At 55.3% G+C, this 25570-nt stretch carries 15 protein-coding genes; 11 read left to right on the forward strand and 4 right to left on the reverse strand.

Annotated elements, in window-relative coordinates:
- Nucleotides 1–85: 85 nt before the first annotated feature.
- Nucleotides 86–775 (reverse strand): B3/B4 domain-containing protein, encoded by a 690-nt coding sequence (locus ABR39_RS16320; protein WP_047347766.1) that lies wholly within the window; start codon nucleotides 773–775, stop codon nucleotides 86–88.
- Between the two features lie 42 nt (nucleotides 776–817).
- On the opposite strand from ABR39_RS16320, the gene ABR39_RS16325 reads away from it, so the two are divergent.
- On the forward strand, nucleotides 818–1420 hold the full coding sequence (locus ABR39_RS16325) for a helix-turn-helix domain-containing protein (protein WP_047347767.1): 603 nt from the start codon (nucleotides 818–820) through the stop codon (nucleotides 1418–1420).
- Nucleotides 1421–1505: 85 nt separating this feature from the next.
- On the opposite strand, the gene ygjG is transcribed toward ABR39_RS16325, so the two are convergent.
- Nucleotides 1506–2885 carry a putrescine aminotransferase gene (ygjG, locus tag ABR39_RS16330; protein WP_048339053.1) on the reverse strand — a complete coding sequence of 460 codons (1380 nt, stop codon included), beginning with the start codon at nucleotides 2883–2885 and terminating at the stop codon, nucleotides 1506–1508.
- A gap of 435 nt (nucleotides 2886–3320) precedes the next feature.
- On the opposite strand from ygjG, the gene ABR39_RS16335 reads away from it, so the two are divergent.
- On the forward strand, nucleotides 3321–4841 hold the full coding sequence (locus ABR39_RS16335; protein ID WP_047347769.1) for a methyl-accepting chemotaxis protein: 1521 nt from the start codon (nucleotides 3321–3323) through the stop codon (nucleotides 4839–4841).
- Nucleotides 4842–5177: 336 nt separating this feature from the next.
- On the forward strand, nucleotides 5178–6737 hold the full coding sequence (locus ABR39_RS16340) for a methyl-accepting chemotaxis protein (protein ID WP_047347770.1): 1560 nt from the start codon (nucleotides 5178–5180) through the stop codon (nucleotides 6735–6737).
- On the opposite strand, the gene ABR39_RS16345 is transcribed toward ABR39_RS16340, so the two are convergent.
- Nucleotides 6734–7228 carry a PadR family transcriptional regulator gene (locus ABR39_RS16345; RefSeq protein ID WP_047347771.1) on the reverse strand — a complete coding sequence of 165 codons (495 nt, stop codon included), beginning with the start codon at nucleotides 7226–7228 and terminating at the stop codon, nucleotides 6734–6736. The two genes, ABR39_RS16340 and ABR39_RS16345, sit on opposite strands and share 4 nt — an antisense overlap.
- Before the next feature lie 147 nt (nucleotides 7229–7375).
- Here ABR39_RS16345 and ABR39_RS16350 point away from each other — a divergent pair, with 147 nt between their 5' ends.
- Complete coding sequence (locus ABR39_RS16350; protein ID WP_047347772.1) at nucleotides 7376–8140, forward strand: siderophore-interacting protein; 765 nt, start codon at nucleotides 7376–7378, stop codon at nucleotides 8138–8140.
- Here ABR39_RS16350 and ABR39_RS16355 read toward each other — a convergent pair whose 3' ends face one another.
- Nucleotides 8141–9310 carry a DNA repair protein gene (locus ABR39_RS16355; RefSeq protein WP_047347773.1) on the reverse strand — a complete coding sequence of 390 codons (1170 nt, stop codon included), beginning with the start codon at nucleotides 9308–9310 and terminating at the stop codon, nucleotides 8141–8143. It abuts the gene before it with no gap.
- Nucleotides 9311–9571: 261 nt separating this feature from the next.
- On the opposite strand from ABR39_RS16355, the gene ABR39_RS16360 reads away from it, so the two are divergent.
- The 7 genes from ABR39_RS16360 (at nucleotide 9572) to ABR39_RS16395 (ending at nucleotide 25524) form a co-directional block, all read left to right on the forward strand.
- Nucleotides 9572–11248, forward strand: coding sequence for a ShlB/FhaC/HecB family hemolysin secretion/activation protein (locus tag ABR39_RS16360; RefSeq protein WP_047347774.1), 1677 nt, complete (start codon nucleotides 9572–9574; stop codon nucleotides 11246–11248).
- Nucleotides 11249–11260: 12 nt separating this feature from the next.
- A complete protein-coding gene (locus ABR39_RS16365) occupies nucleotides 11261–21568 on the forward strand; it encodes a hemagglutinin repeat-containing protein (RefSeq protein WP_082132657.1) in 10308 nt (3435 codons plus the stop codon).
- Nucleotides 21565–21930: a hypothetical protein gene (locus ABR39_RS16370; RefSeq protein ID WP_047347775.1), complete on the forward strand. Its 366-nt coding sequence runs from the start codon at nucleotides 21565–21567 to the stop codon at nucleotides 21928–21930. The genes ABR39_RS16365 and ABR39_RS16370 overlap by 4 nt, the downstream gene beginning before the upstream one ends.
- A 640-nt stretch (nucleotides 21931–22570) precedes the next feature.
- Nucleotides 22571–22738, forward strand: a complete 168-nt coding sequence (locus ABR39_RS26385) for a hypothetical protein (RefSeq protein ID WP_165587285.1) — start codon at nucleotides 22571–22573, stop codon at nucleotides 22736–22738.
- 244 nt (nucleotides 22739–22982) lie between these two features.
- Entirely contained in the window at nucleotides 22983–23711 is a 729-nt protein-coding gene (locus ABR39_RS16385) for a hypothetical protein (protein ID WP_047347778.1), read from the forward strand.
- Between the two features lie 321 nt (nucleotides 23712–24032).
- The gene (locus ABR39_RS16390; protein WP_047347779.1) at nucleotides 24033–24392 is read left to right on the forward strand and encodes a DUF6911 family protein; all 360 of its coding nucleotides are present in this window, start codon (nucleotides 24033–24035) and stop codon (nucleotides 24390–24392) included.
- A gap of 448 nt (nucleotides 24393–24840) precedes the next feature.
- Nucleotides 24841–25524 carry an outer membrane protein gene (locus ABR39_RS16395; protein WP_047347780.1) on the forward strand — a complete coding sequence of 228 codons (684 nt, stop codon included), beginning with the start codon at nucleotides 24841–24843 and terminating at the stop codon, nucleotides 25522–25524.
- Nucleotides 25525–25570: the final 46 nt, after the last annotated feature.

The raw sequence follows: 25570 nt of genomic DNA on the forward strand, positions 1-25570 counted from the left end.
TGCCCGGTGGCGCTGCGCTTACCGGGCCTACGGGATGTGGAATAGTGCAGTAGGCCGGGTAAGCGTTAGCGCCACCCGGCGTTGTTCAGGACAGCTCCAACAGCTGAACCTGAGCAGTGGCTCCCGGCATCAGCCGCTGCAGGTTATCCACCAACTCCGCACCCGCTTCTTCCAGCGCCGCAAGCGGCATCGACGGCAGGCTTTCAAGAATAAACCACATGTTTTGCGCCTGGCTGTCCAGACGCGTCCGTATCCCCTGGCGCCAGTTCCAGCGGCGGCAGGTGACGCCGAGATCGTCGCGCCAGATAACCTCGCCCGGTTCCGGATGTTCCACCACCGGCTGTCCCTCTTTGAAGGTATCAAACGGCTCGCTGCCGTCGGCCAGCGTCAGACGCGGCGCGCCTGAATAAGCCGCGAGATTTTCTCCGCCAACCGGAATGGCGTAGCGAATGCTCGCCGCGTTATAAATATCCACTACCGGGTCCAGCGGCGGCAGCGATCCGTCTTTCAGCACCCGCTTACGCAGGGCCGATGCCGAGCAGGGCGTGCGTTTCGGTTTCGCCCCGAAGGCTTTAAACACCTCATCCCAGCCTGAAAGGTGTGCATCAGCCCAGGGAACATCATCATTAAGCATCTGCTGGCAGGCCTGCGCCAGCGCGGCAGCCGCCACCTCCGGGTGGGTAATCGGCGCAGCTTCAACCAGAATGCTCAGCGCCCGAAAGCCAGGAGCAATCCCGGCAAGACGCGAGTCTATTGACGGCGTAACGAGAGACATAAATAATCCTGTATTGACTGTTTTATACCATGGTAGTGACCAATGACTGATAAAGTCAATATAATGACTACGCAGGGCGCCGACGTTGCCCAGGTAAGCCTGGCCGTGGCGAACCGCATCCGCAACTGGCGGAAAGAGAAAAAACTGTCGCTGGATGAGCTGTCCCGCCGCGCCAGCGTCAGCAAAGGCATGCTGGTGGAGATCGAAAAGGGCGCAGCCAACCCCAGTATCGCCATTTTGTGTAAGCTGGCCGCCGCGCTCGGTATCTCAGTGGCGGATATCGTTAACGTCTCCAGCGAGCCGCAGGTGCACGTTATCGAAGAAGCCGCGATTCCGGTGCTGTGGCAGGGCGCACGGGGCGGTTACGCCAGGCTTCTGGCGGGCACCGCGGGTCCGGATATGATTGAGCTATGGCAGTGGGAGATGCGGCCGGGAGAGCGCTTTGCCTCTTCGGGGCATCCGGCGGGAACCTTTGAGCTGCTGCACGTGAACGAAGGTATGTTAACCCTGACGGTGGACGAGACGGTAACGCAGGTGGCTGCCGGGGCGTCGGCGGTGGCGAAAACGGAAGCCGCGCACGGCTATGCCAATGAAGGCGATACTGTACTTCGCTTCACCATGACGGTGGCGGAGTTCCACCGATAAAAAGCAGCCCGGTGGCGCTACGCTTACCGGGCCTGCATATGCAGTATTTGGTTGGTCGGGTAAGCGTAGCGCCACCCGGCGTTGATTACGCCTCTTCCACGCTCACGCGCAGCGCCGCCAGCGCTTTGCGCGCCGCTTTCAGCACCTGCTCACACTGTTCAATGGTCAGCGTCAGCGGCGGTTCAATGCGGATGGTTTTCGAGTTGTTCAGCGTGCCGGCGACCAGCACCCGCTGGCGAAACATCTCGCTCGCGAAGCTGTAGCCGATTTCGTTATCAACAAACTCAATGGCCATCAGCATCCCTTTGCCGCGCGCCTCCTGAACCAGATCCGGATATTCACGCCCCAGCTGGCGGAAGCCATCCAGCAGCATGTCGCCTTTCTGCTCGGCCTGCGCAGGCAGGTTTTGCTCCAGCAGCACGTTGATGGTCGCCAGCGCCGCCGCACAGGCCAGCGGGTTGCCGCCAAAGGTGGTGGTATGCAGGAACGGGTTGTCGAACAGCACCGAGAAGACCTCTTCTGTCGCAACCGTCGCACCAATCGGCATAACGCCGCCGCCCAGCGCTTTCGCCAGGCATAAAATGTCCGGCTGAACGTTCTCGTGCTCGCAGGCAAACATCTTGCCGGTGCGCCCCATCCCGGTCTGGACTTCGTCGAGGATCAGCAGCGCGCCAAACTCATCGCACAATTGACGCACGGCAGGCAGATAGCCCTGCGGGGGGAGGATCACGCCGCCTTCTCCCTGGATAGGCTCCAGGATCACCGCGGCCACGTCATCGCCGGTTTTACGGCATTCAGTCAGCACGGTGCGCATGGCGTTAATGTCGCCGAACGGCACGTGGCGGAAGCCCGGCAGCAGCGGCATAAACGGTTTGCGGAAGGTGGATTTGGCGGTAGCGGACAGTGCGCCCAGGGACTTACCGTGGAACGCGCCGCTGGTGGCGATAAAGGTGAATTTCCCGCGCGGCGACTGGTACGCTTTGGCGAGCTTAATCGCCGCTTCGACCGATTCCGTGCCGCTGTTGCTAAAGAAGCTGTATTTCAGCTTGCCGGGCGTTAAGGCCGCCAGCGTTTTCGCGAGCATGGCGCGAAGCGGGTCGAGCAGCTCCTGGCTATGGAGAGGTTGTTTCGCAAGTTGATTCTGTACGGCGGAAACCACAACTGGATTACGGTGCCCCACGTTGAAAATGCCAAAACCACCCAGGCAATCGATAAACTCCTGTCCCTGGGTGTCGACAAGCGTGTTAAGACTCCCCGCTTGCCACTCTACGGCTCCGTAATCCCCGCCGGCGGTAACAGATTTGCGATACTCCAGAAAACCAGGATTTACATGCTCTTTAAAGTAATCGATGACCTCTCGGTTAAGTTGTTTCATCTCCTCATGATCGAGCGTTCGCTTCTCAATGAGATTCAGTGCGTGCGCGGTACAGGCAAGAGCCGAGGCGCTGGAAGGTAACCTGTTCAAAATGTGCTCCCGGGGATCGCGTATCACATGATACTGAGTTAAGTATTGCAGGGATTACGCCACTTCAGATGCCTTAACGAAAATCGGGATAAACGCCAGGTTAAAATAATGTTGCGCAATATTTAATCATGCCGATACAACCGAAACGGGATTTAGCGGGACACGGCAGAGCGCATCAAGAAGGGATGAAAGGGGCGGCTGCACTAAAGCAGTGCGCGTGCTGCGACTTTAGCGAGCATTAACTAATCCTACTTTGTGGGTAATTTCTTACCGAAAGTATTTGAAATCAATGAATTATAAAATCGTACAAAAAGTATGGTTTAAGTCAAATCTGCGATCTTCATCATGTTTAACAACTAAAGATAAATTGTTTACCGCCGAAATAACAATGACCCACAAAATTAACATTCAAATAACCTGCAAGGGATGCCCACGATGTCCTCTCCAACCTATGTCACCCAGAATGAATATCCTCTGGACGATGACACCACCTTAATGTCTACCACAGACGTCCACAGCTACATTACCCACGCCAACGACACTTTTGTACAGGTGAGCGGCTACCAGCTCGATGAGCTGACGGGCCAGCCGCACAATATGGTGCGCCACCCTGATATGCCAAAAGCCGCGTTTGCCGATATGTGGTACACGCTGCAGCAGGGCGAGCCCTGGAGCGGGATCGTCAAAAACCGGCGTAAAAACGGTGACCACTACTGGGTGCGTGCTAACGCGGTGCCGATGGTGCGCCGCGGGCAGGTGACGGGCTATATGTCGATCCGCACGAAGGCCACAGCGGAAGAGATTGCCGCCGTGGAGCCGCTCTACCGGGCGCTGAATGACGGGCGCTGTAAAAAACGTATTCATAAAGGGCTGGTGGTGGGAAAGGGCTGGCTGGGTAAACTGCCGGCCATGCCGCTGCGCTGGCGCGTGCGCGGCGTGATGGCAGCGCTCTTTGCCCTGCTCGCCGCCTCGCTGGTCGCGACCAACGCTGGCTGGACGCCGCTCGCCGCTGCCGCGGTGGTGATGCTGCTGGGGACGCTGCTGTTTGAGCAACAGATTGTCCGACCTGTAGAGAATGTGGCGCGACAGGCGCTGAAGGTCGCAACCGGCGAGCGCAACAGCGTGCAGCATCTGAACCGCAGCGACGAACTGGGGCTGACGCTGCGCGCGGTAGGGCAGCTGGGCCTGATGTGCCGCTGGTTGATCAATGACGTGTCGAGCCAGGTGGTGAGCGTCCGCGACGGCAGCGACAGGCTGGCGCAGGGCAATGAAGATCTCAACGATCGTACGCGTCAAACCGTGGCCAACGTGCAGCAGACCGTCGCGACAATGAACCAGATGGCCGCTTCCGTTCAGAGTAACTCTGAAACCGCCGCCGAGGTGGATAAACTCTCGGTCGCCGCCAGCGGCGCGGCGACGAAAGGGGGCAACGCGATGCAGACCGTCGTCAAGACCATGGATGACATCGCCGACAGCACGCAGCGAATTGGCTCGATTACGTCCCTGATCAACGATATCGCTTTCCAGACCAATATTCTGGCGCTGAATGCGGCAGTTGAGGCGGCAAGGGCAGGCGAGCAGGGGAAAGGCTTTGCCGTGGTCGCGGGCGAAGTTCGCCACCTCGCCAGCCGCAGCGCCAGCGCAGCGAATGATATTCGTAAATTGATTGATGCCAGCGCCAGCAAGGTGCAGTCCGGCTCTGAGCAGGTGCACGCCGCAGGCCGAACGATGGATGATATTGTCGAGCAGGTGAAAAACGTGACGCAGCTGATCGCCCAGATCAGCCACGCGACGTCCGAGCAGGCAACCGGGCTGTCAGAGTTAACCCGCGCGGTGGCCGAGCTCGACAGCATCACGCAGAAAAACGCCGACCTGGTCGAGGAGAGCGCGCACATTTCTGCCATGGTGAAACACCGCGCCGGACGTCTCAAGGATGCTGTAACCGTGCTCCATTAAGCCGCGATGTTCCAGAAAAGCCGTTTATACCGTAAGGCATAATCGGCTTTTCTACTCTATAGATGTGACTATTAATGTGGTTTGTTGTTAACTTAATATTAAATAACTAAAAAAAGTACCTCAGTTATTTATTCCCGCCTAAGTCAATTCTTCAGAATGCTATTTCGAAAATGCCCCGTCAGGTGGTCTGGTAACGATCGATGGAGCAATATTAATAGTCTCTACCTATCCATTGTGAGGGTTATGAAATAAAAAAACGATCAAAGTCATAAAGTTAGCGAATTCGTTACCGATAACAGCGATCGTCTGAGAAATAATCACATCGATGGAGAAAATATGTTCCTACATGACGTAAAGATCGGCACGAAATTATTTCTGGCGTTTGGGTTCTTTATTGTCCTGATGGCGATCAGCGCAAGCTTGTCTTTGCTGAGTCTGAACCGGGCAAATAATGGGATGCAGTCCATTATTACCAGTGACTATCCAACCACGGTAAAAGCGAACCAGTTAATCGATAACTTCCAGGAATTTATTAGCACTCAACAGCTGATGCTGCTGGACGAACAGGGCACTTACACCGGGCAATCTCAACAGCACCTGAAAGAGATCAGCGAGCACATCACGGTGATCCTGGGCGAGCTGAACAACGTGCTGAGGGATCAACAATCTCAGCAGGTGCTGGCGGAAATCCGCAGCGTGCGCCAGCAGTATCTGGACTCACGCTACCGCATTTTGCAGGCGGTGCAGAACAACAATCGTGCGGGCGCCATTCAGGAGATGATGACCACGACCCTCGCCGTGCAGCAGGCTTACAAAGCGAAGGTGAAGGAGCTGATCGCCATTCAAAACAGCGAGATGCAGAGCGCAGGCGCGCAGGTGGAAGGGGATTTCAGGTCTAACCGCCTGCTGCTGATCCTGGTCACCCTCTTTAGCGTCGCGGTCGGCAGCCTGATTGGCTGGTTCATCGTGCGTTCTATCACCCGCCCGCTCGGCGAGGCGGTGCATTTTGCAAAAGCGATTTCAGAGGGCGACCTGACCGGCAGCATCACGCCGCACGGCAAAGACGAAACGGGTCTGCTGCTGCATGCGCTGATGGAGATGAAGACGCGTCTGCTGGACATTGTGCAGCAGGTGCAAACCGGCTCGGAGAATATCTCCAGTGCAGCCGCGCAGATTGTCGCCGGGAACCAGGATCTGGCCGCGCGCACGGAAGAGCAGGCAAGCTCCGTTGAACAGACCGCCGCCTCAATGGAGCAGATCACCGCGACGGTGAAAAACACGGCCTCGCACACCGGGGAAGCGACCAACCTCTCGGCAGATGCCGCCACGGTGGTCAAAAACAACGGCGAGATGATGAAGCAGGTGACCAGCAAAATGCGCCTGATTAACGAGACTTCGAACCGAATGTCCGACATTATCGACCTGATCGACGCCATTGCTTTCCAGACCAACATTCTGGCGCTGAACGCGGCGGTGGAAGCGGCGCGCGCCGGGGAGCACGGTCGCGGCTTTGCGGTGGTAGCCGGTGAGGTGCGTCAGCTTGCCCAGAAGAGCGCGTCGTCGGCCAGCGAAATCCGCGAGCTGATTGAAAGCTCAACCAGCCAGACCCAGGACGGGATGAACCTGGTCGAGAAAGCGAGCGCGCTGATCAACGGGATGGTGGGCAACGTGGAGGAGATGGATGTGATCCTGCGAGAGATCCGCCAGGCCAGCCACGAGCAGACGGAGGGGATCTCCCAGATCAACAGCGCGATTGGCCTGATTGATGCCACCACCCAGCAAAACTCCGCGCTGGTGGAAGAGTCCGTGGCGGCGGCGGCCTCGCTTAACGAACAGGCGATGCACCTGAAAGAGCTGGTACGCGTCTTCCGCGTGAGCGAGCACGCGCCGGCTTAATCCAGTTGGGAGATCTCCAGCGCCGCGCGGTCAATCACCCCGACGATTTGCCTGAGCTGCGCGTCGCTGAGCTCTCCCTGATTCACCTTCAGGTCTAACACCGCTTTGAAGTTATCCAGCGCCCGCTTCATCTGCGGGTTTTTGCGCAGCTGAAAGCCGACGGAACGCGCTTTGATACGCGCCCGTATGTGCTCAAGCTGCTCCTGGTTTTCATCCAGCCACTGCTGGCCCGCAGCGGTAATCGTAATTCGCTTACGCCCGCTATCTTCTTCCGTAATAGCGATAAACGACTGATCCTGAAGATAATCCAGGGTCGGATAGATCACCCCAGGACTGGGGGTGTAATTCCCCTGCGTCAGGTTCTCTATCTCTTTGATCAGCTCATAGCCGTGGCTCGCGCTGCGGGTCAGGATGTCGAGAATCACCAGCCGCAGGTCGCCGTGGCCAAAAAAGCGCGGTCGGCGCCCGCCGCCGTCGTGTTCGTGTCGCATAATATGCCCTTCAATTTGATATATCTAAACTATATCTAAGATATATTCAGATGCAATCTAAAAGATCTTGCATTTTTTCTTATTAGTAATCATTATCATTTGAAAATTGATTTAGATATATCGTATTCACCAGAGAAGGGGCTAAAAATGGCATCTACCCGTTACCCACAGCGCGTTCGTAATGACCTGCGTTTTCGCGAGCTGACGGTGCTTCGCGTTGAGCGCGCCAGCGCGGGTTTCCAGCGCATTGTTTTAGGCGGCGAGGCGCTGGAGGGCTTTAGCTCCCGCGGTTTCGACGACCATACCAAAGTCTTTTTCCCGGCGCCCGGGGCAACGTTTTTGCCGCCGGTGGTTACCGATGAAGGCATCGACTGGGGCGACGGCGTGCGTCCGCAGGCGCGCGACTATACGCCGCTGTACGATGAGGCCCGTCATGAGCTGGTGCTCGATTTCTTCGTTCATGACGGCGGCATTGCCAGCCGCTGGGCGGTTGAGGCGAAAGTGGGCGACAGGCTGACCATCGGCGGCCCGCGCGGTTCGCTGGTTGTGCCGGAAGATTACGCCTGGCAGCTGTACGTGTGCGATGAATCCGGCATGCCCGCGCTGCGCCGACGCTTAGAGGGCATTGCTAAACTGCCGGTTCGCCCGGAGGTTCATGCGGTAGTGACGGTTGGAGACGAAGCTTATAAAGAGTATCTGGCGCACCTGAGCGCGTTCGACATCACCTGGGTGGTGGGCCACAGCGAGCAGGTGGTTGCAGACCATCTGGCGGCGCTGAGCGTTCCGGCGGAGGACTATTTCATCTGGCTGACCGGCGAAGGGAAGGTGGTGAAAACGCTGAGCCGTCAGTTTGAAACCGACGCGATTGACCCCCAGCTGGTGCGTGCTAGCGCATACTGGCACGCCAAGTAGTCACGCGGCGGAATCCAGCTGCGCTTCGTTCACCTGATGTTCGAGCGAGGCGCGGACCTCGTGCAGCGCTTTCTCCTGCTGAGCGAAGTACGCTTCCATATTGCTCAGCGACGAAACCAGAAGCCACGATTCCTCTTTCTCCAGCTCCGCCAGCTCGTTCACTAAAATGTCGATCTGCTCGCGCACCTGCGCCATTTTTTTGCGGATACGTTCCAGATCGTTCAGCCTGTCGCTGGCCATCAGCGGCTCGAAGCCCTGCTGCAGTCGGGCAACCAGAGAGCGAATGGATTTAACGTCGCCGCGCTGCTTCGCCTGGTTGAGCTGCACCATCATCGCGTTGGCTTCTTCTTTCAGGTCGTCCGCCACCAGGTCAGGGTGGCAGAGCTTGCTCGCCTGCCGCCAGAGACGCTTCAGCTCGTTCCGATCTTCTTCCGAGAGATCTTTGCCCTTGCGCAGCCGCACTTCGGCATCGTGATGCTGCTCGCGATACTTCTCGTACTCTTCGTTGGCCTCGTCGCGCGCCTGGCGCGCGGGCTCCTCTTCGCGCGTTAAGCCGCTCTCCAGCTCCAGCGCCTCGGCCAGCAGGTTGGCAATCAGATCGCTTTGCTGCGCCAGATGCTTGCGCGCTTCGGCGGCCTGTATGGAATCCGCAGGCAGATCGCGCCAGCGCTGGGTGAGCGTCGCCAGCACCTCAACCGCCTGCGCCATGTAGCGTTGGCAGCGGCGATAATCTTCCTCGCGACGACGCGCCTCCGCCTGCTGACGCCGCAGGTTCAGCTCCGCCAGGGTTTTACGCAGGGCGAGGATCTGCTGCATCAGGGGACCCAGGCGGGAGAAATAGAGATCGTTGAACTCGTCAAGCTGCTGCACCCGCGCGTTGCGGCGGTCTATCAGATCGCGCAGGCGCTCTTCCAGCGCCTTCAGCTCCAGCTTGCTGGCAGCCACCTGCGGGTCGCGCCACGGGGTAACCGCGCGCTGGCCCTGCAGCCAGGCAACGATGGCCGCCATCGCCGCGGTGTAGTTCTTCTCCTCAAGCGCCACGACGATTGCCTGTAGCTCATCGTCAAACGCTTCATTTTTCAGGCGTGTCAGCTGGCTGTGGATGATGTCGTCATCTTCCAGCTCAATGGCATTTTTAATGATTTCTAGCCGTTTGATCGGTGTGCTCATGATGCCTTTCGCTTTGGCGCTTAAGTATTTGAGTTAAGGATAGTTGTGGTCAACGCTACAGGAAATAATACACACGGATGATGATCGGCGCGATGGGGGATTTCTTTAATATTGCTTCAGATTTATCCCTGCAAAATTCTGAAAATGCGCCAGAAATATCCTTATTTTCTTTATTGATATTTACACTATTTACTTTTTGAAATAAGTTGCTCGTTTTTTAACAGTCAAGTTTGAAAGCGGACTTTGAGCGGAGAGTAAATAGTGTTAGGGAAAACATCAGCACGCACGCTGCTGACAGCCATCGTGTTACTGGTGCCAGGCATCGTACTCGCCGCCCCGTTGTCGCCGGCCGACCGCAATACCATTCAGCAGCAACAGCAGCAGCTGCTGGATGAAAACCAGCGCCAGCGTGAAGAGCTGGAGCGCAGCGTGGTGTTACCGCGTCCCGTTCAGCCCGACAGTACCGCGACGCCACAAGGCCCCTGTTTTGCTATCTCGCGCATCGAACTGACGGGGGCCAGCCTTCTGTCTCCGTCAGCTAAAGAACGGCTGGTTGCGCCGTGGCTGAATCAGTGCCTTGATATTGCCCGTTTAAATACCCTTACTAACGCCGTGTCTGACTGGTACATCAGCCGGGGCTATATCACCAGCCGTGCGTTTTTGACCGAACAGGATCTCTCCGGTGGTGTTCTCCAGCTCGCGGTTCTGGAAGGTAAGCTCCAGCAAATACGACTTGAAGGCGTTCCGGCGCGTACCCTGAACATGACCTTCCCCGGGCTCGAAGGAAAAATTCTGAACCTGCGCGATATCGAACAGGGGATGGAGCAGCTCAATCGCGTGCGCCAGACGCCGGTTGAAATAGAAATCTTGCCCGGCGACAGGCAGGGCTACTCGATCGTTAATCTGACGGCTACGCCAGAATTCCCGCTCGGCGGAACAGTGAGTTTCGATAACAGCGGACAAAAGAGCACCGGAACCGGACAGCTCAATGGCGCTGTGTACGGCAATAACCTGCTGGGTCTGGCGGATAAGTGGTTTGTCAGCGGCGGGCGCAGCAGCGATTTTTCGAATAGCCATGATGCGCAGAATTTTGCCGCCGGGGTCAGCGTACCTTACGGCTACGGCTTGCTGGACTACAGCTACAGCTGGAGCAATTACCTCAGCACCATCGACAATAACGGTTATCTCTGGCGTTCGACGGGGGATACCGAGACGCACCGCCTGACGGGCTCCTGGGTGCTGTTCCGCAATGGCGATATCAAAACCGGCGTGTCGGCGGGCCTCACGCACCGCATCAACCATAACTATCTCGACGATGTTCTGCTGGCCACCAGCAGCCGCAAGCTCTCCAGTTTCTCACTGGGCCTTAACCACACGCAAAAAATCGCCTCCGGCGTGGCGACCCTGAACCCGACCTTTACTCAGGGGGTACCGTGGTTTGGCGCAGAAGATGATACCGACAAACATGGCGATGTGCCGAAAGCAGAGTTTCGCAAATGGAGCGTAAACGGCAGCTTTCAGCGCCCCGTTGCGGACAGGCTGTGGTGGCTGACCAGCGTCTACTTTCAGTGGTCGCCGGACCGGCTGTACGGCAGCGAGCGGCTGACGCTGGGCGGCGAAGCCTCCGTGCGCGGCTTTAAGGAGCAGTACATCTCCGGCGATAACGGCGGCTACTGGCGAAATGAGCTGAATTATTCGCTCTTTACGCTGCCGTGGGTGGGGGATGTCGGCCTGCTGGCGGCAATCGATGGCGGCTGGCTGAAGAAGGACGGTTTCGACCGTTACGCCTCCGGCACGCTGTGGGGCGCCGCGCTTGGTCTTACGACGGCTCATCGTAACTACTCAAGCCAGTTTACCGTTGGCACACCGATGGCGTATCCGGACTGGCTGGGGCCGGACCACCTCACGATTTATTACCGCGTATCAGTGGCTTTCTAAGGGACAGGGATGATGAAACAGGATCAGGTTCGTTTTTCGCAGCGCGCGCTGAGCGCGTTACTGAGCGTGCTGCTGGCGACGCAGCCGCTGCTGCCCGTGATGGCTGCAACCCTCACCCCGTCCGGCAATACGCAGATGGACAAGGCGGCCAACGGCGTGCCGGTGGTGAACATCGCCACGCCGAATCAATCCGGTATTTCCCATAACAAGTACAACGATTACAACGTCGGGAAAGAGGGGCTGATCCTCAATAACGCGACCGGGCAGCTCAACCAGACCCAGCTGGGCGGAATTATTCAGAACAACCCCAACCTGAAGGCCGGGCAGGAAGCCAAAGGCATCATCAACGAAGTCACCGGGACTAATCGCTCGAATTTGCAGGGCTATACCGAAGTGGCGGGCAAGGCGGCTAACGTCATTGTGGCGAACCCCTACGGCATCACCTGTAACGGCTGCGGGTTTATCAATACGCCGAATGTGACGCTCACGACGGGTAAACCGGTGCTCGATGCCAGCGGTAAGCTGCAGTCGCTTGACGTGACCAAAGGCGCCGTCACCATCGAGGGCGAGGGGCTGAATGGTAGCCAAAGCGATGCGGTGTCGATCATTTCCCGCGCGACCGAGATCAATGCGCAACTGCATGCGAAAGATTTACGTCTGGTAACCGGGGCGAACCGGGTCGCGGCGGACGGTAGCGTCAGCGCGTTAAAAGGTGAAGGCGAAGCCCCGAAGGTGGCGGTAGACACCGGCGCGCTGGGTGGCATGTACGCCAACCGCATTCGTCTGGTCTCCAGTGAGGCGGGTGTGGGCGTAAACCTGGGCAACCTTAACGCGCGTCAGGGGGATATTGCGCTTGACGTCAGCGGTAAGCTTTCGGTCAACAATAGTCTTGCCAACGGTGCGTTAACAGCGAAAGGACAGAGCGTCACGCTTACAGGTGACCATAAGGCGAACGGCAACATCACCGTGTCCGGGCAGGGGGCGCTGGCCTTGAACGGCGCTCAGGTCTCGGCGGGGCAGAATCTTCAGTTGTCCACCACTGGCCTGCTCACACAGAGTGGTGGTTCGCTGACCTCGTCAGGCGACACCTTGTTGACCGCAAAAAATCTCACGCAAAGCGCGGACGCACAGGCTGGCGCCGGACAAAATCTTACCGTCAGTACCGCCGGAAGCGCAGCGCTTAAAGGTAAAAACGTGGCGGGACAGGATGCCACCGTTAAGGCGCAGACACTGGAGACCGGAGCGCAGCTGACGGCATCTCGTAATGTCTCGCTGGAAGCATCACAGGGGGCCACGTTGAACGGCTCCGTGGCGACGGGCCAGCAACTGACAGTGAAAGGTGGTGCTCTGACGCAGAACGGCAACCTCAGCGGTGCAGATATTGCCCTCAGTGGTCAGACGCTGACGCAGAACGGGGGCAAAACGAACGCCAGCGGCAGTATTTCACTCACCACCACCGGTAACACCACGCTGAACGGCAGCACGATTGCCGGGACATCTCTTGCCGTTAACACCGGCAGTCTGACCAGCAACGGCACGCTGGCCACCGGAACGGATGCCACGGTGAATACCGGCACATTCGGCAATACCGGCACCGTCCAGGGCAACAGCCTGAAGGTCACCGCCTCTGACCTGACCAGTACTGGCAGCCTTAAGAGTAATACCACGCTGGATATCAGCGCCCGCAACGCGATCCTGAAAGGCGACACTGGCGCAAAAGGCAGAGCCATCGTCACCGCCTCCGGTAAGCTGGATAACAGCGGCGCACTCATCAGCGACGACACGCTGACGCTCAGTGCCGCACAACTGAGCAACAGCGGCACGATTTCCGGCGAAAAAGGGCTCACTGCCACGACCGGTACGCTCACCACCACGGCAGGCTCAGTTATCCACAGCGGCGGTAACCTCGCTCTGAACGCGCAGGACGCCACGCTTGCCGGGGAAACCAGCGCAGGCGGCGTGGTGACTTTTACAGGCAACAGACTGAAGACCACGACGACGGCACAGACGCAGGGTAATAGCGTCAGCGTGGACGTGCTGAGTGCGCAGCTTGACGGCACGCAGACCGCATCCGGCAGTATGACCCTGACGACCCGCGACAGCCTGACGCATGGCGGTAAAACATCCGCCACGCTGCTGAGAGCGAACGCGCAGGAGCTGATTAATAGCGGCGTACTGACCGCGGGCGCTCTGAGCCTGAATGCACCTCAGGTTGTGAATAGCGGCCTGATTCAGGGGGAGAAAACATTATCCCTGGTCGCGACATTGCTGGATAACCGCAGTAACGGGATGATTTACACGCCTTCCGCGCTTTCTCTTTCATTGCAGGACCTGAAAAACGCCGGGATTATCACCAGCGACGCAGAGTTGTCGTTATCCGGAACGCAACTGACTAACAGCGGCGAGCTGAGCGGCAGTTCGCTTGACCTGAATTACGGCACTCTGAATAACTCCGCAGGCGGTCTTTTACTGGCGCAGGGTGATAACCTTATGACGGTGCAGACGCTGGCAAATGCAGGAACCGTGGCGGGGGAGCACCTGACGCTTAACACCGGTGAACTTTTCAGCAGCGGGTTGCTGCAGGGAGATACTTCACTGTCACTGACGGCCGGTATGCTGAATTTACTTGCCGGTTCGCGCACGCTGACCAACGGGGCGTTGTCGCTTTCCGGCACCACTTTCACGACTAAAGGCCAGCTTCAGGGGCAGAATGTCAGCCTGAATGCCCGTGACTGGCAGAACAGTGGCAGCCTGCTGGCCACCGGCAACCTCAGCGCGACGCTGTCCGGTCAACTAACCAGCATTGGCGATATCATGAGCCAGGGCGGCACCACACTGAAGGCCACCGAAACGGATAATCAGGGGAAACTGCTTGCTGTCGGTGACCTCAGTCTGTCGGGGAATACATTAAGCAACAGCGGGACCGTGCAGGGGGGAACCCTGACCATAAACGAAGATACAATCACTAATAACGGTACGCTGACCGGGATTGCAGCGCTGCGGCTGGCTTCCCGAGTGGATATGGCCGCGCCGTTACTGACGCTTGTGAACAACAGCTGCGGGGCGTTACTCACCACCGGCGACTTGACGGTTACCGCAGGTAGCATCAGTAACGCCGGGCAGTGGCAGGGTAAACAGGTACTGATTAATGCGGACACCCTTAAAAACAGCGGCGCGCTTCAGGCGGCGGATGCCCTGACTGCCACGCTGACCGGTAATGTGAACAGCACCTCTGGTGGCAAAATCACGTCGAACGGTGCCATGGCGCTCTCCGCACTGGCCCTGAACAACAGCGGACAGTGGATAGCGAAAAACCTGACGCTGGAGGCGAACACGCTGTCAAACAGCGGAGAGGTTACCGGAGTTGAGAGGCTGTCGCTTACGCTAAGCCAGCGTCTGGATAACCTGTCAGACGGCAAACTGCTCAGCGCCGGTGTACTGGCGCTTAACTCGGACAATGTCGTAAACGCCGGGCACGTTCAGGGAAGCAGCACCACCCTCACCACGGGGCTGCTTGTTAACAGCGGGCGGCTTCAGGGCGATTCACTGGTAGTGAACGTTTCCGGGGAGCTGAACAATACCGGCAGCGGCGTCCTGCTGAGTCAGAATACCCTCGGTGTTACAGCGGATACACTTAAAAATCAGGGGATACTCCAGGGCAGTGGCGAGACCTCGGTCACGGGGACGACCCGTGTACAGAATGACGGGAGTCTTCTCTCGGGCAGTAAGCTCACGCTGACCACACCTGAACTGTCGGTCAGCAGTACCGGCCTGGTACAGGGAGTCACGTTGCTTCTCAGTGCGGTAACGGCGGTAAACAGCGGGCGCATCATTGCCACAGGCAACGCTGAACTGCGTGGAGCCACCCTTAACAACAGCGGTACGCTTCAGGGCGCAGACCTGCTTGTTGGCTATAAAAACCTTTCCAGCAGGGGAATGGTGCTCGGGACTTCATCGCTTACGGTGAAAGGCGATACAGTCACCAACCTGCCAAGCGGGAAACTGTTCAGCGCCGGTAACCTTCAGCTCGACAGTCAGACGTTTGACAGTGAAGGTCAGCTCGTGTCCCTGGGGGATGTCACACTGAGCCTTATCGGTTCCCTTACCCACAGCGGTACGCTGGCGGCGGCCAGAACCCTCACCGTTACGTCTCAAAATGCCATCATCAATAACAGTGTGATGCAGGGTAATACCCTTTCTCTCAGTGCAGGGGGCGCGTTCACAAACAACGGGACGCTCACTACCGGTGACGGCAGGGGGACCTTCAGTGCGAACAGCATTCTGCTGAATGCATCAGGCTCGCTTCAGGCGGGCGGTGATGTGCAGCTCACATCCCGTGGCGATATTACAGTGAACGGCTTCGCGGGTACGGCAGGCAGCCTGACGATCGCTGCCGCAGGAACCCTGCTTAATACTGCGCTGATTTATGCGGCAAAGGATATGTGGCTGCTGGCCGATCGCCTCCATAATCGGCATGGCGATATCCTGGCGGGCAGTAATCTGGTGATGCAGAAAAATGCTGCCGGTGCCGCCAGTACGGAAATTATCAACAGCTCCGGAAGTGTGGAGACGCAGAACGGCGATCTGCTCATCAGAACGGCACATCTGCTGAACGAGCGGGAGGGCAATAACGCTGCAACAGAAACGATTGATAACGATCTATCGGGTATTAAACCGCTTCAGGATAGCAGCGAGCTCAGCATGGGTTTTTTGCACACCAGTTCATCGGATTTCAATGGTTCTGTCTTACTGGTGCCGGTGGAGCTGCTTGAACAGGGCAGCTACGGTCTCTGGAGTTATAAGGCCAGTGGTCTGGTTGTCTGTGATGAAAATGGCAATAACTGCGGGGCCCGTGACTATATCCAGTACATTTACGGCGCTAACGCAACCGGTCAGATTTTTAAGGTAATAAAATCGCAGACTAAAGTGTCAGCGACTGCGGGCGGTACGCCTGCCCGTCTCTTTTCAGGCCGGGATATGCTCATCCAGGCGGACACCCTGGATAATGTGGCCGGTAACATTATCACTAACCGGAATATGACGCTCTCCGGCAATACGCTGAATAACCAGAGCCAGGTCACAGGAGTGTACACCGACTATTACACCTACCAGGAATATGGTTCTCATTTTTATACCTATTACCCGTCAGAGGGGATTGCCACCGGACCTGCTGATGTCATGCCGGATATCCCGGGGAGGTATACTTCAAAACCCAAACCGTATATTCCCGTAAAATTGATCGGGCATGAGACGTCCCAGACACAGGAAACCATCAGTCGTGGAGTGATCCAGGCAGGTGGCAGCATCGATGCCACTTTCACAGGCGGCGTCGATAACAGCGCGCTCACGGCGAACGCCGGACAGGTCAGCAATAATCTCAGCCCCCCGGTGCTGAACACGCTGAGCCGACAGTCTGTCAGTGATGCCGAACAGGTACAGCCACTTACCCGTGGTGATACGGTGTCTGTAGATTCTCCGCAGTGGCGTGATGCGCTCGCAGATGCACTGCAGGGTATTGCAGGTGGTTCATCATTGTCCGCTCAGAATGGCAGCGGCGGCAATACCAGCCTGTATCCCCTGCCGTCGGGAAATAATGGTTACTTTGCTCCTTCGACCGACCCTGACAGCCCTTATCTGATAACGGTGAACCCGAAGCTGGACGGGCTCGGACAGCTGGATCAGCGTCTCTTTGGGGATCTGTATTCCATGCTGGGGGTGAAACCGGGTCAGGCGCCCCAGGAAACCAGGGCCGCCTATACCGATAAGACGCAGTTCCTGGGGTCGTCCTATTTCCTGGACCGTCTGGGGCTGAAGCCGGAGAAGGACTACCGTTTCCTGGGCGATGCCGCGTTTGATACACGTTATGTAAGCAATGCGGTTCTGAACATAACGGGATCGCGTTATATCAATGGCGTGGGGTCCGACCTGGAGCAAATGCAGTATCTGATGGACAGCGCTGCCGCTCAGCAAAAAGCCCTGGGGCTGCAGTTTGGCGTGGCGCTGACCGCCGAACAGGTAAGCCATCTGACCGGCAGCATCCTGTGGTGGGAATCTGCCACCATCAACGGTCAGACCGTCATGATCCCTAAAGTGTATCTGTCGCCGGAAGACGTGACAGTCCAAAGCGGCAGCATTATCAGTGCCGGAAATGTGCAGCTTAAAGGCGGTAAGGTCACCAACGGTGGCAGCACTCTCACGGCGCAGAACGCCCTGTCTGTCGATGCCAGCAGTCTCAGTAATCTCGATGCCGGATTAATCAGCGCAGGTGGCAGCCTGAACCTGAAAGCCGCCGGTGATATTAATAACATCAGCTCTGCCATCAGCGGTAAAGCCGTTTCGCTTGAGAGCATCAGCGGCAGCATTAACAATATCACGCGCGCGGGGCAGGCAACGCTCATCGCACGCGGGCAGTCCGGCAGTGTCAACATCGCTGACACCCTGACGGGGTCTGAGGCATCCATCCGCGCTACAGACTCGCTGCGTATGACTGCCGCGAATGATATTACTCTCAGAGGGGCTTCCGTATTTTCCGGTGGTGACCTACTGATGCATGCGGAAAATAACATTGCCGTCACGGAAAATCAGATTAATTCGGCCTATATCACGTCGGGTTTTGGTGCGAAGCGGGATACCGGTCAGTCTTCTGCCGGTGCGCAGGGCAGCGTCATCACGGCAGGCGGAAATCTTGTCCAGGTGGCGGGTAACAATCTGACCGTGACGGCCTCTTCGGTCTCTGCAGGAGAAAACGCCCTTCTCTCTGCCGGAAATGATCTCAGTCTGAATGCGGCTGCAACACATCAGACACAGAGTGACCGGACCCGTGAAACACACACCACCGGCGCTGTCGTTTCCACGGTGACCGCCGGGGATAATCTCACTCTGTCTTCCGGACGGGATATCTCCAGTGAGGCGGCGAATATCGCGGCTGAAAACAATATCATCCTGCAGGCGGGGCGTGATGTGAGCCTGCTGGCAGAGGCCAGCACCGAAGGCAACAGCGATATCTCCAAAAATAAAAAGGAGATTAACGAGTCCGTCCGCCAGCAGGGCACAGAGATTGCAAGCGGCGGTCACACCACTATCGTCGCCGGACGTGATGTGACTGCACAGGCCTCATCGGTGACCGCACAGGGCGATATCGGCGTGGCGGCAGGGCGCGACGTGAACCTGACGACCGCAACGGAGAGCGATTACCGCTACCGGGAGAAAACCAAAACCAGCAGCGGCTTCCTGAGTAAAAAGACCACCCACACCATCGAGGAAGACAGCGCGACGCGGGAGAAAGGCTCGCTGCTGAGCGGCGACAACGTGACGGTGTCGGCAGGGAACAACCTGCTGGTTAACGGTTCGGCGGTCGCCGGAGACGGCGACGTGGCCCTGTCCGCAGGCAATAACGTGGACATCGTGGCGGCGACCAACACCGACACCTCATGGCGCTTCAAGGAGACCAAAAAGTCCGGCCTGATGGGCACGGGCGGCATCGGCTTCACCATCGGCAGCAGCAAAACCACTCACGACCTTCGCGAGCAGGGCACGACCCAGAGCGAGAGCTTCAGCACCGTCGGATCAACGGGCGGTAACGTCAGCATTACGGCAGGCAAACAGGCGCATATCGGCGGGGCGGATATCATCGCGCAGAAGGATATCAGCCTCACCGGTGACAGCGTGGTGGTTGAGCCGGGGCATGACAAACGCACCCGCGATGAAAAATTTGAGCAGAAGAGCAGCGGGCTGACGGTGGCGCTGTCCGGGGCGGCGGGGAGCGCGGTGAACAATGCGGTCACCACGGCACGCGACGCGAAAGGCGAGAGCGATGACCGCCTTGCGGCGCTGAAAGCCACCAAAGCGGCACTGTCAGGCGTACAGGCCTCGCAGGGCGCGGAAATGGCGCAGATTAACGGCGATCCCAACAGCGGTATAGGCGTAAGCGTTTCGCTCTCCTCGCAGAAATCGAAATCCGAGCAGCACATGCAGAGTGACACGGTTGCGGGCAGTACGCTGAATGCGGGGAATAATCTGTCCATCACCGCGACCGGGAAAGGGAAAGGCGATAACAGCGGCGACATTCTTATCGGTGGCAGCCAGTTAAAGGCGGGCGGCGACACCGCGTTTGTCGCAGCGAACGACATTGTGCTGGGCGGTGCGGCCAGCACGCAGCAGACGACAGGAAAGAACAGCAGCAGCGGTGGCGGCGCAGGCGTCAGCATTGGCGGTGGCAAGAGCGGTTACGGCATCGGCGTGTTTGCGAACGTGAATGCTTCGAAAGGCAGTGAAAAGGGCGACGGTACGGCGTGGACGGAAACAACGCTCGACAGCGGCAGGACGGTCTCCATGACCAGCGGTCGGGACGCCATTCTGAACGGCGCGCAGGTGAGTGGCGATAAAATCGTTGCGGATATCGGACGTGACCTGTGGATGAGCAGCCAGCAGGACAGCAGCGATTATAAATCGACGCAGAACAGCGCGGCGGCAGGCGGCAGCTTCTCTTTCGGCAGCATGACGGGATCCGGCTACATCAGCGCCAGCCAGGACAAAATGAAGAGCACGTATGACTCGGTGCAGGAGCAGACAGGGCTCTTCGCGGGTGAAGGCGGCTTTGATGTGACGGTGGGACGCCACACGCAGCTTGACGGTGCGGTGATTGCCTCGACGGCGACGGCGGACAAAAACAGTCTCGATACGGGAACGCTGGGCTTCCGGGATATCCACAACGAGGCGGATTATAAGGTCAGCCACAGCGGTATCAGCCTCAGCGGCGGCGGTGACTTTGGCGGTGATGCATTCAAGGGCAACCTGCCGGGCGGTGTTGTATCGGTAGCGGGCAGCAGCGGTCATGCGGAAGGCACGACGCAGGCGGCAGTGGGCGAGGGTAACATCACCATCCGTGATACCGCGAACCAGCAGCAGGATGTGTCCAGCCTGAGTAGGGACACGGAACACGCAAACGACAGCATCAGCCCGATATTTGACAAGGAGAAGGAGCAGCGGCGGCTTGCGCAGGTGAGTGCCATCAGCGATATCGGCGGACAGGTGGCAGACATCGCCAGAACGCAGGGCGAGCTGAATGCGCTGAAGGAAGCGCGTAAGACGCATCCTGACCTGACGGTTGAGCAACTGAAAGAGACGCAGACGTACCGGGACGAACAGGCGAAGTTTGGTACGGGCAGCACCATTCAGCGTGGCATTCAGGCGGCAACGGCGGCGCTTCAGGGGCTGGCGGGCGGAGATATCGCCGGCGCGCTGGCGGGGGCGTCGGCGCCGGAACTGGCAAATTATATCGGCCACGGTATGGGCATCGACGACAACGCGGCGGCGAAAGCCATTGCTCACGCCATACTGGGTGGTACGGTTGCAGCGTTGCAGGGCAACAGTGCGGCGGCGGGTGCTGCGGGCGCGGCCACGGGGGAGCTTGCGGCGAACGCGATAATGGCGTCGCTGTATCCGGGCAAAGCGGTGAGTGACCTGAGCGAGGAGCAGAAGCAGACGGTCAGCACGCTGGCGACGATATCGGCGGGGATGGCCGGAGGAATAGCGGGAGACAGCACGGCTTCAGCGGCTGCGGGGGCACAGGGTGGGAAGAATGCGGTTGAGAATAACTATCTGAGCAGTAAGCAGATAGACGCTTGGTCCGCTGAAATGAAGTCCTGTCAGGCCAGGGGCGGCGACTGTGGCAGCGTCATAAAGAAATACGAGGAATTGAGTACCGCCCAACAGCAGCAGTTGATCAGTGACTGTGCCGCCAGTCCGGCGACTTGTCAGCAGAAATATGGTGATGTGTTGGCCGACAGCATGGCGGTGAAACATGCGCTTGATAAAGCACTGGGTCAGGATATTCCGGCTAAGATGGCTTATGATCTTACTGCAACATGGATGCATCAGATCCAGGCCGATGGGGTTATTTCAACCAACAAAGTGTCGGAAGCTCTTCAGAAAGAATATGGACTGGATGCGATCCAGGCTGATATTGTAGCGAGTGTAGCGGCGGCAGCTTTCGGAGGAATTAGTAAATATCAGCCGAATAAAGGCGCGATTGGAAATATGGGCGAATTTTTCAAGCAACCCGGCTTTGGTAGCCAAATGAAAGATAATGCTCAGAAAACTAGTCAGATATTTCAGGGGCAGAGTGTTTATCAAGCCAAGAAACCTGTTGGGGATTATATCGCTAAAGGCGATAAGTACTATCTTGATGGGCTACATAAAGATCATATCGAAGTTTTTGATAGTAAAGGGAAAGTTAAAGCCGTCCTAAATATTGATGGTTCGTTTAATGATGCAAAAACTAAGGCAGCTAAAGCCGAAGGTCGGAGATTGCCAAAATGATTGATATCAGTAAGTTAGATAAATTTAAAGATGCCTATTTAGAGCTGCTAAAGCATGAGGCAGGGGAAGATCTCGATGAGGATGATCTTTATTTGGCAGAGGATTATTCAATAGTTGAAAACTTTCAAAAGAATATGAAAAACCTTAACTTAACAATCGAGCTGTTTTTTACTGCAAAAGAAAATAAAGATGAATTAGCAATGCAGGCGGCATTATTGCGTATTTCAACTTTTTTATCTGGAATGGCTGGGGTTTTTGAACAAACGAGAGAAGACATTGATCGTTATGTCAAAATTCCCCACATAGCCGATTTTCCAGAGAATTATAAAATACCAGAGCATTATAATTATCCTATTAAGTAAGACAGATCCCGGCCATAGAGCCGGGATCATTTATCCGCCGCCAGTCTTACACACAAGGCCCGTTCCTGTACTTAATTATTGGTAGACCGCCGGTTTTGTTAAGAGCCCCGGAAACCATCCTGCTACAGGTGTCACTGGTACACATAGTGATACACATGTATCACCAGAGCAGATGCTATGCCGTCAAAAAGGTAAGAGCAATATGATTACTGATGCTGAGCTTCATGAATTTGAACAATCCATATTTATCGGGATAACGGTAGGGGTGGGATCTTTAGTTTTGCTGTTTTCATCAGGCGCTAGAGTAATGGTCCAGTGCCCATTTCAGTGTGGGGAAAAAGAGCATTTACTCACAGGGCATGGTGAGGACTTATCGACTAGTAATTTTTTATTCCCCTTGCTTAACCAGTTAGTCAGAAGATGTTCTGTTCTGGACGGTGAAATACTGAGCATATCCTTTGATAACGAAAGATATATACACATTTTTCCTGAAAATAACGGGTTTGAGTCTTACGTTATTACGACCAGGCACGGGGATTACCCCGTAGTTACTTACTGATAGAGATCCCGCCTCTTGCGCCGGGATCTTTCCCTCGACGCTTACTAAAGCGGTCGGGACGCCAGCCTGAACAGTGCGCAGGTGAGTGGCGATAAAATCGTTGCGGATATCGGACGCGGCCTGTGGATGAGCAGCCAGCATGACAGCAATGATTTTAAATCGACGCAGAACAGAACAGAACAGAACAGAACAGAACAGAACAGAACAGAACAGAACAGCACGGTGGCAGCTTCTCTTTCGGCAGCATGACGAGGTCCGGCTACATCAGTGACAGCCAGGACAAAACTGCCGGGCGGCGTGGTTTTGGCTGCGGGCAGCAGCGGCAGAAAAAGATTCTCCAAACTGAAGACTTAAGGGGTAATACAAAGGGATTATCAGTATTACTGAAAAAAGTAGTAATAGCGGTTCTGAGCACCTGCTCGGAATCCTTGTGGGATGAGGGCATTCTGGTGCCTTCTAAACTTAGGATAAAATTTATTAAGGATATTTAAATATGTCAAAAAAAATAATATTAAGTATTGCTGTAGTGTCAATGCTACTAACCTCATGCTCTGCATTCAACGGCGGTAGTGAACTTTTGTCTGACAAGAAAAACAGTGATTCTTTTATTAATTCAAAAGTAATAGACGGAGAAACAAAAGTCTCTTCTTTGTCCAGTATTATTGGGAAAAAAGATGAATCCCGGTCTGCATTAAAGAAAACATTCCCTGATGGTAAGCTTTCGGTTGCTTCATATACAGGATTTTTGAACGGCATGACCGGCACTTACGCACATAGAGTTCTTTCAGTTGTCTATGGTCCTGATAATGTTGTCATTAATCATGGTATCTTTGTAAAAGATTTGCACAATGCGAATAAATATAATCTTGATTATATCAGCGCTCGTAATTTAGCGTTTACAGAATTAGAAAAAGGTAGTGATAAAACGAAAGTTATTAATTTATTAGGTAATCCTGATGGCATGACCTTCACAGATGAGGGTGACCTTCTGCTTATCTATTCTAAAACAGATATTTCAAGAGATGCCTCATCTTATATTCCAGTGGTGAACATGATAAGCGGGACAGAGTCTGGCGTATCAGAAAGGCTATATATAGAGATGAGTAAAGATGAGAAAGTAAAAAACGTTATTTCAGCTACTGTGAAAATTGTTCAGGGAAGAGGTATAGGCAATGCAGATAGTTATATTGAAAAATACGAAAACATTAAAAGTAAGTTCTAACTGGTGTGTCAATATCAAGACGCAATCATAGGCGCTAATAGAGAATGGAGATTTAATCTTTCTTCATGAATTGAAATTCCTTGTAGCCCAGTGAAGTATTGGCTGGGCTATAAGGCATCAGCCCGAAGTTGGACAAGGAGAAGAAGTTGACGCGTCAGCGATATCGGCGAGCAGACGGCAAATATCCCCAGAAAGCAGGCTATAAAATTCCTAAAGTTTGTAATTTGCCAGCAACATCACTTTATCTTTCTTTATCCTGCTCTTGCTTATTTATCTTCCATGTTAAAATTCCGAAAAAATAACATTGTTAAAGGATAAACGATGAGAATGAGGCTTTTCCTGTTTTGCGAAGATACAGGTTTCAGTAAAAAGGATTCTCCTTTGTGGGCAGACGTCTACGATGCGCTTCATAAGCTCAGAACTCATACTGGAAGCATAAATATTGAAGATGTTGATAATCAAAAAACGCTCAGCATAAATTCAGATGGTATGCATTTCTTGCTCTCCTTAATTGAGTGTAAGGACGATGAAAGAAAGATAAACAGTATCCAAAAAGCCTGTTTTTCAATGGGGGTGAGCCCTGTTTTGCCTATTTCCTGGAGTCGCTCTCGTGACGTGACAAGTGATTTCGATTTTGTCACTGAGGTGTCCAGAACTTTTTTCATAACGGGGCAGGTTTAGTTTTTTTGCATAGAATACTACCTGGATATATCAGGTTTTTTAAGCCTTCGCGTATTTCTTTAAGTCATTATGAATAATGCACAGTATGTGGTTGTCATGTATTAGTTGAGACTGTAATGCTTCATTATCCCACCATTCACCATCCTCAAAATGCTGACGGGCCGGACATTAAAGGCCATTCCCCTGTGCTCAGGGTGCTCGGAAATGGAAACGGTTCAAACCGATGGGGCAATTGTCATGCTGCGTTTCCCACAACCGATAACTAATTGAAATCACTGTAAAGAGACCAAAAATCAAGACCAATCCCTACGTAAAATTACCTGGTAAAACGCGTATTCATCCGAATAGTTTGCCCCTTCGGGACTGCTTATGCTTCGTCTCACTGACTTTTTCCTGCCAACGGCGGACGACTGTTCGACGTGCGGAATATTTTTTCAACGGAGTAGAGATGAATATGAAAGCTATTTTAGCCGCCCTGCCGATCGCAATGATTCCGGCCACTGTTCTGGCAGCAAATACCGAGGAAGGGTATTACGGTTCGGCAAAATATCTGCAGGTTGAACAGCGTGCGAAAGAGATGGATACCAGCGCGCGCCCGGGTGTCGGGCAGTTTGTGGGTGGTAAAGAGAAGGAGCACTTTGGCGGCGCGGCGATTGCAGCGGGCTACCAGTTTGGTAACGGCTGGCGTACCGAGGGTGAATATACCTTTAAGCAGAAGGCCGAATATACCAGCGGCTCCAGCACATTCGCTAATAGCTATAACCACCTGAAAACAGAAACTGAGCGCCTGATGGTCAATGTTTATCGTGACTATGAGCTGGGTTATGGCGTTTCCCTGTACGGGACGGCAGGCCTCGGCGTAAGCAAGATTAAAGCCGGCGGCTGGCAGGGTAACTCGGGCCGTGAATATGCCTCGACCACGCAAAACAACCTGACCTACGCCTTAGGAGCCGGTGTGAGTTACACGCCAGTTGAACGCCTGTATGTCGATCTGGGCTACCGTTATGTTGATATGGGCAAGATCGAAAGCGGATATAACAACTTCACTAACGCGCGTGGTTTAAAAGACGAACAAATGAAAGCACACATCGTCTCTAATGAATTTACCCTTGGCATGCGTTATGTCTTTTAACCTGTTGTAAGCGTCACTGCCTTAAAAACAGGGCCAACGCCGCAGG

Source organism: Enterobacter genomosp. O (assembly GCF_001022965.1).
Taxonomy (GTDB): Bacteria; Pseudomonadota; Gammaproteobacteria; order Enterobacterales; family Enterobacteriaceae; genus Enterobacter; species Enterobacter cloacae_L.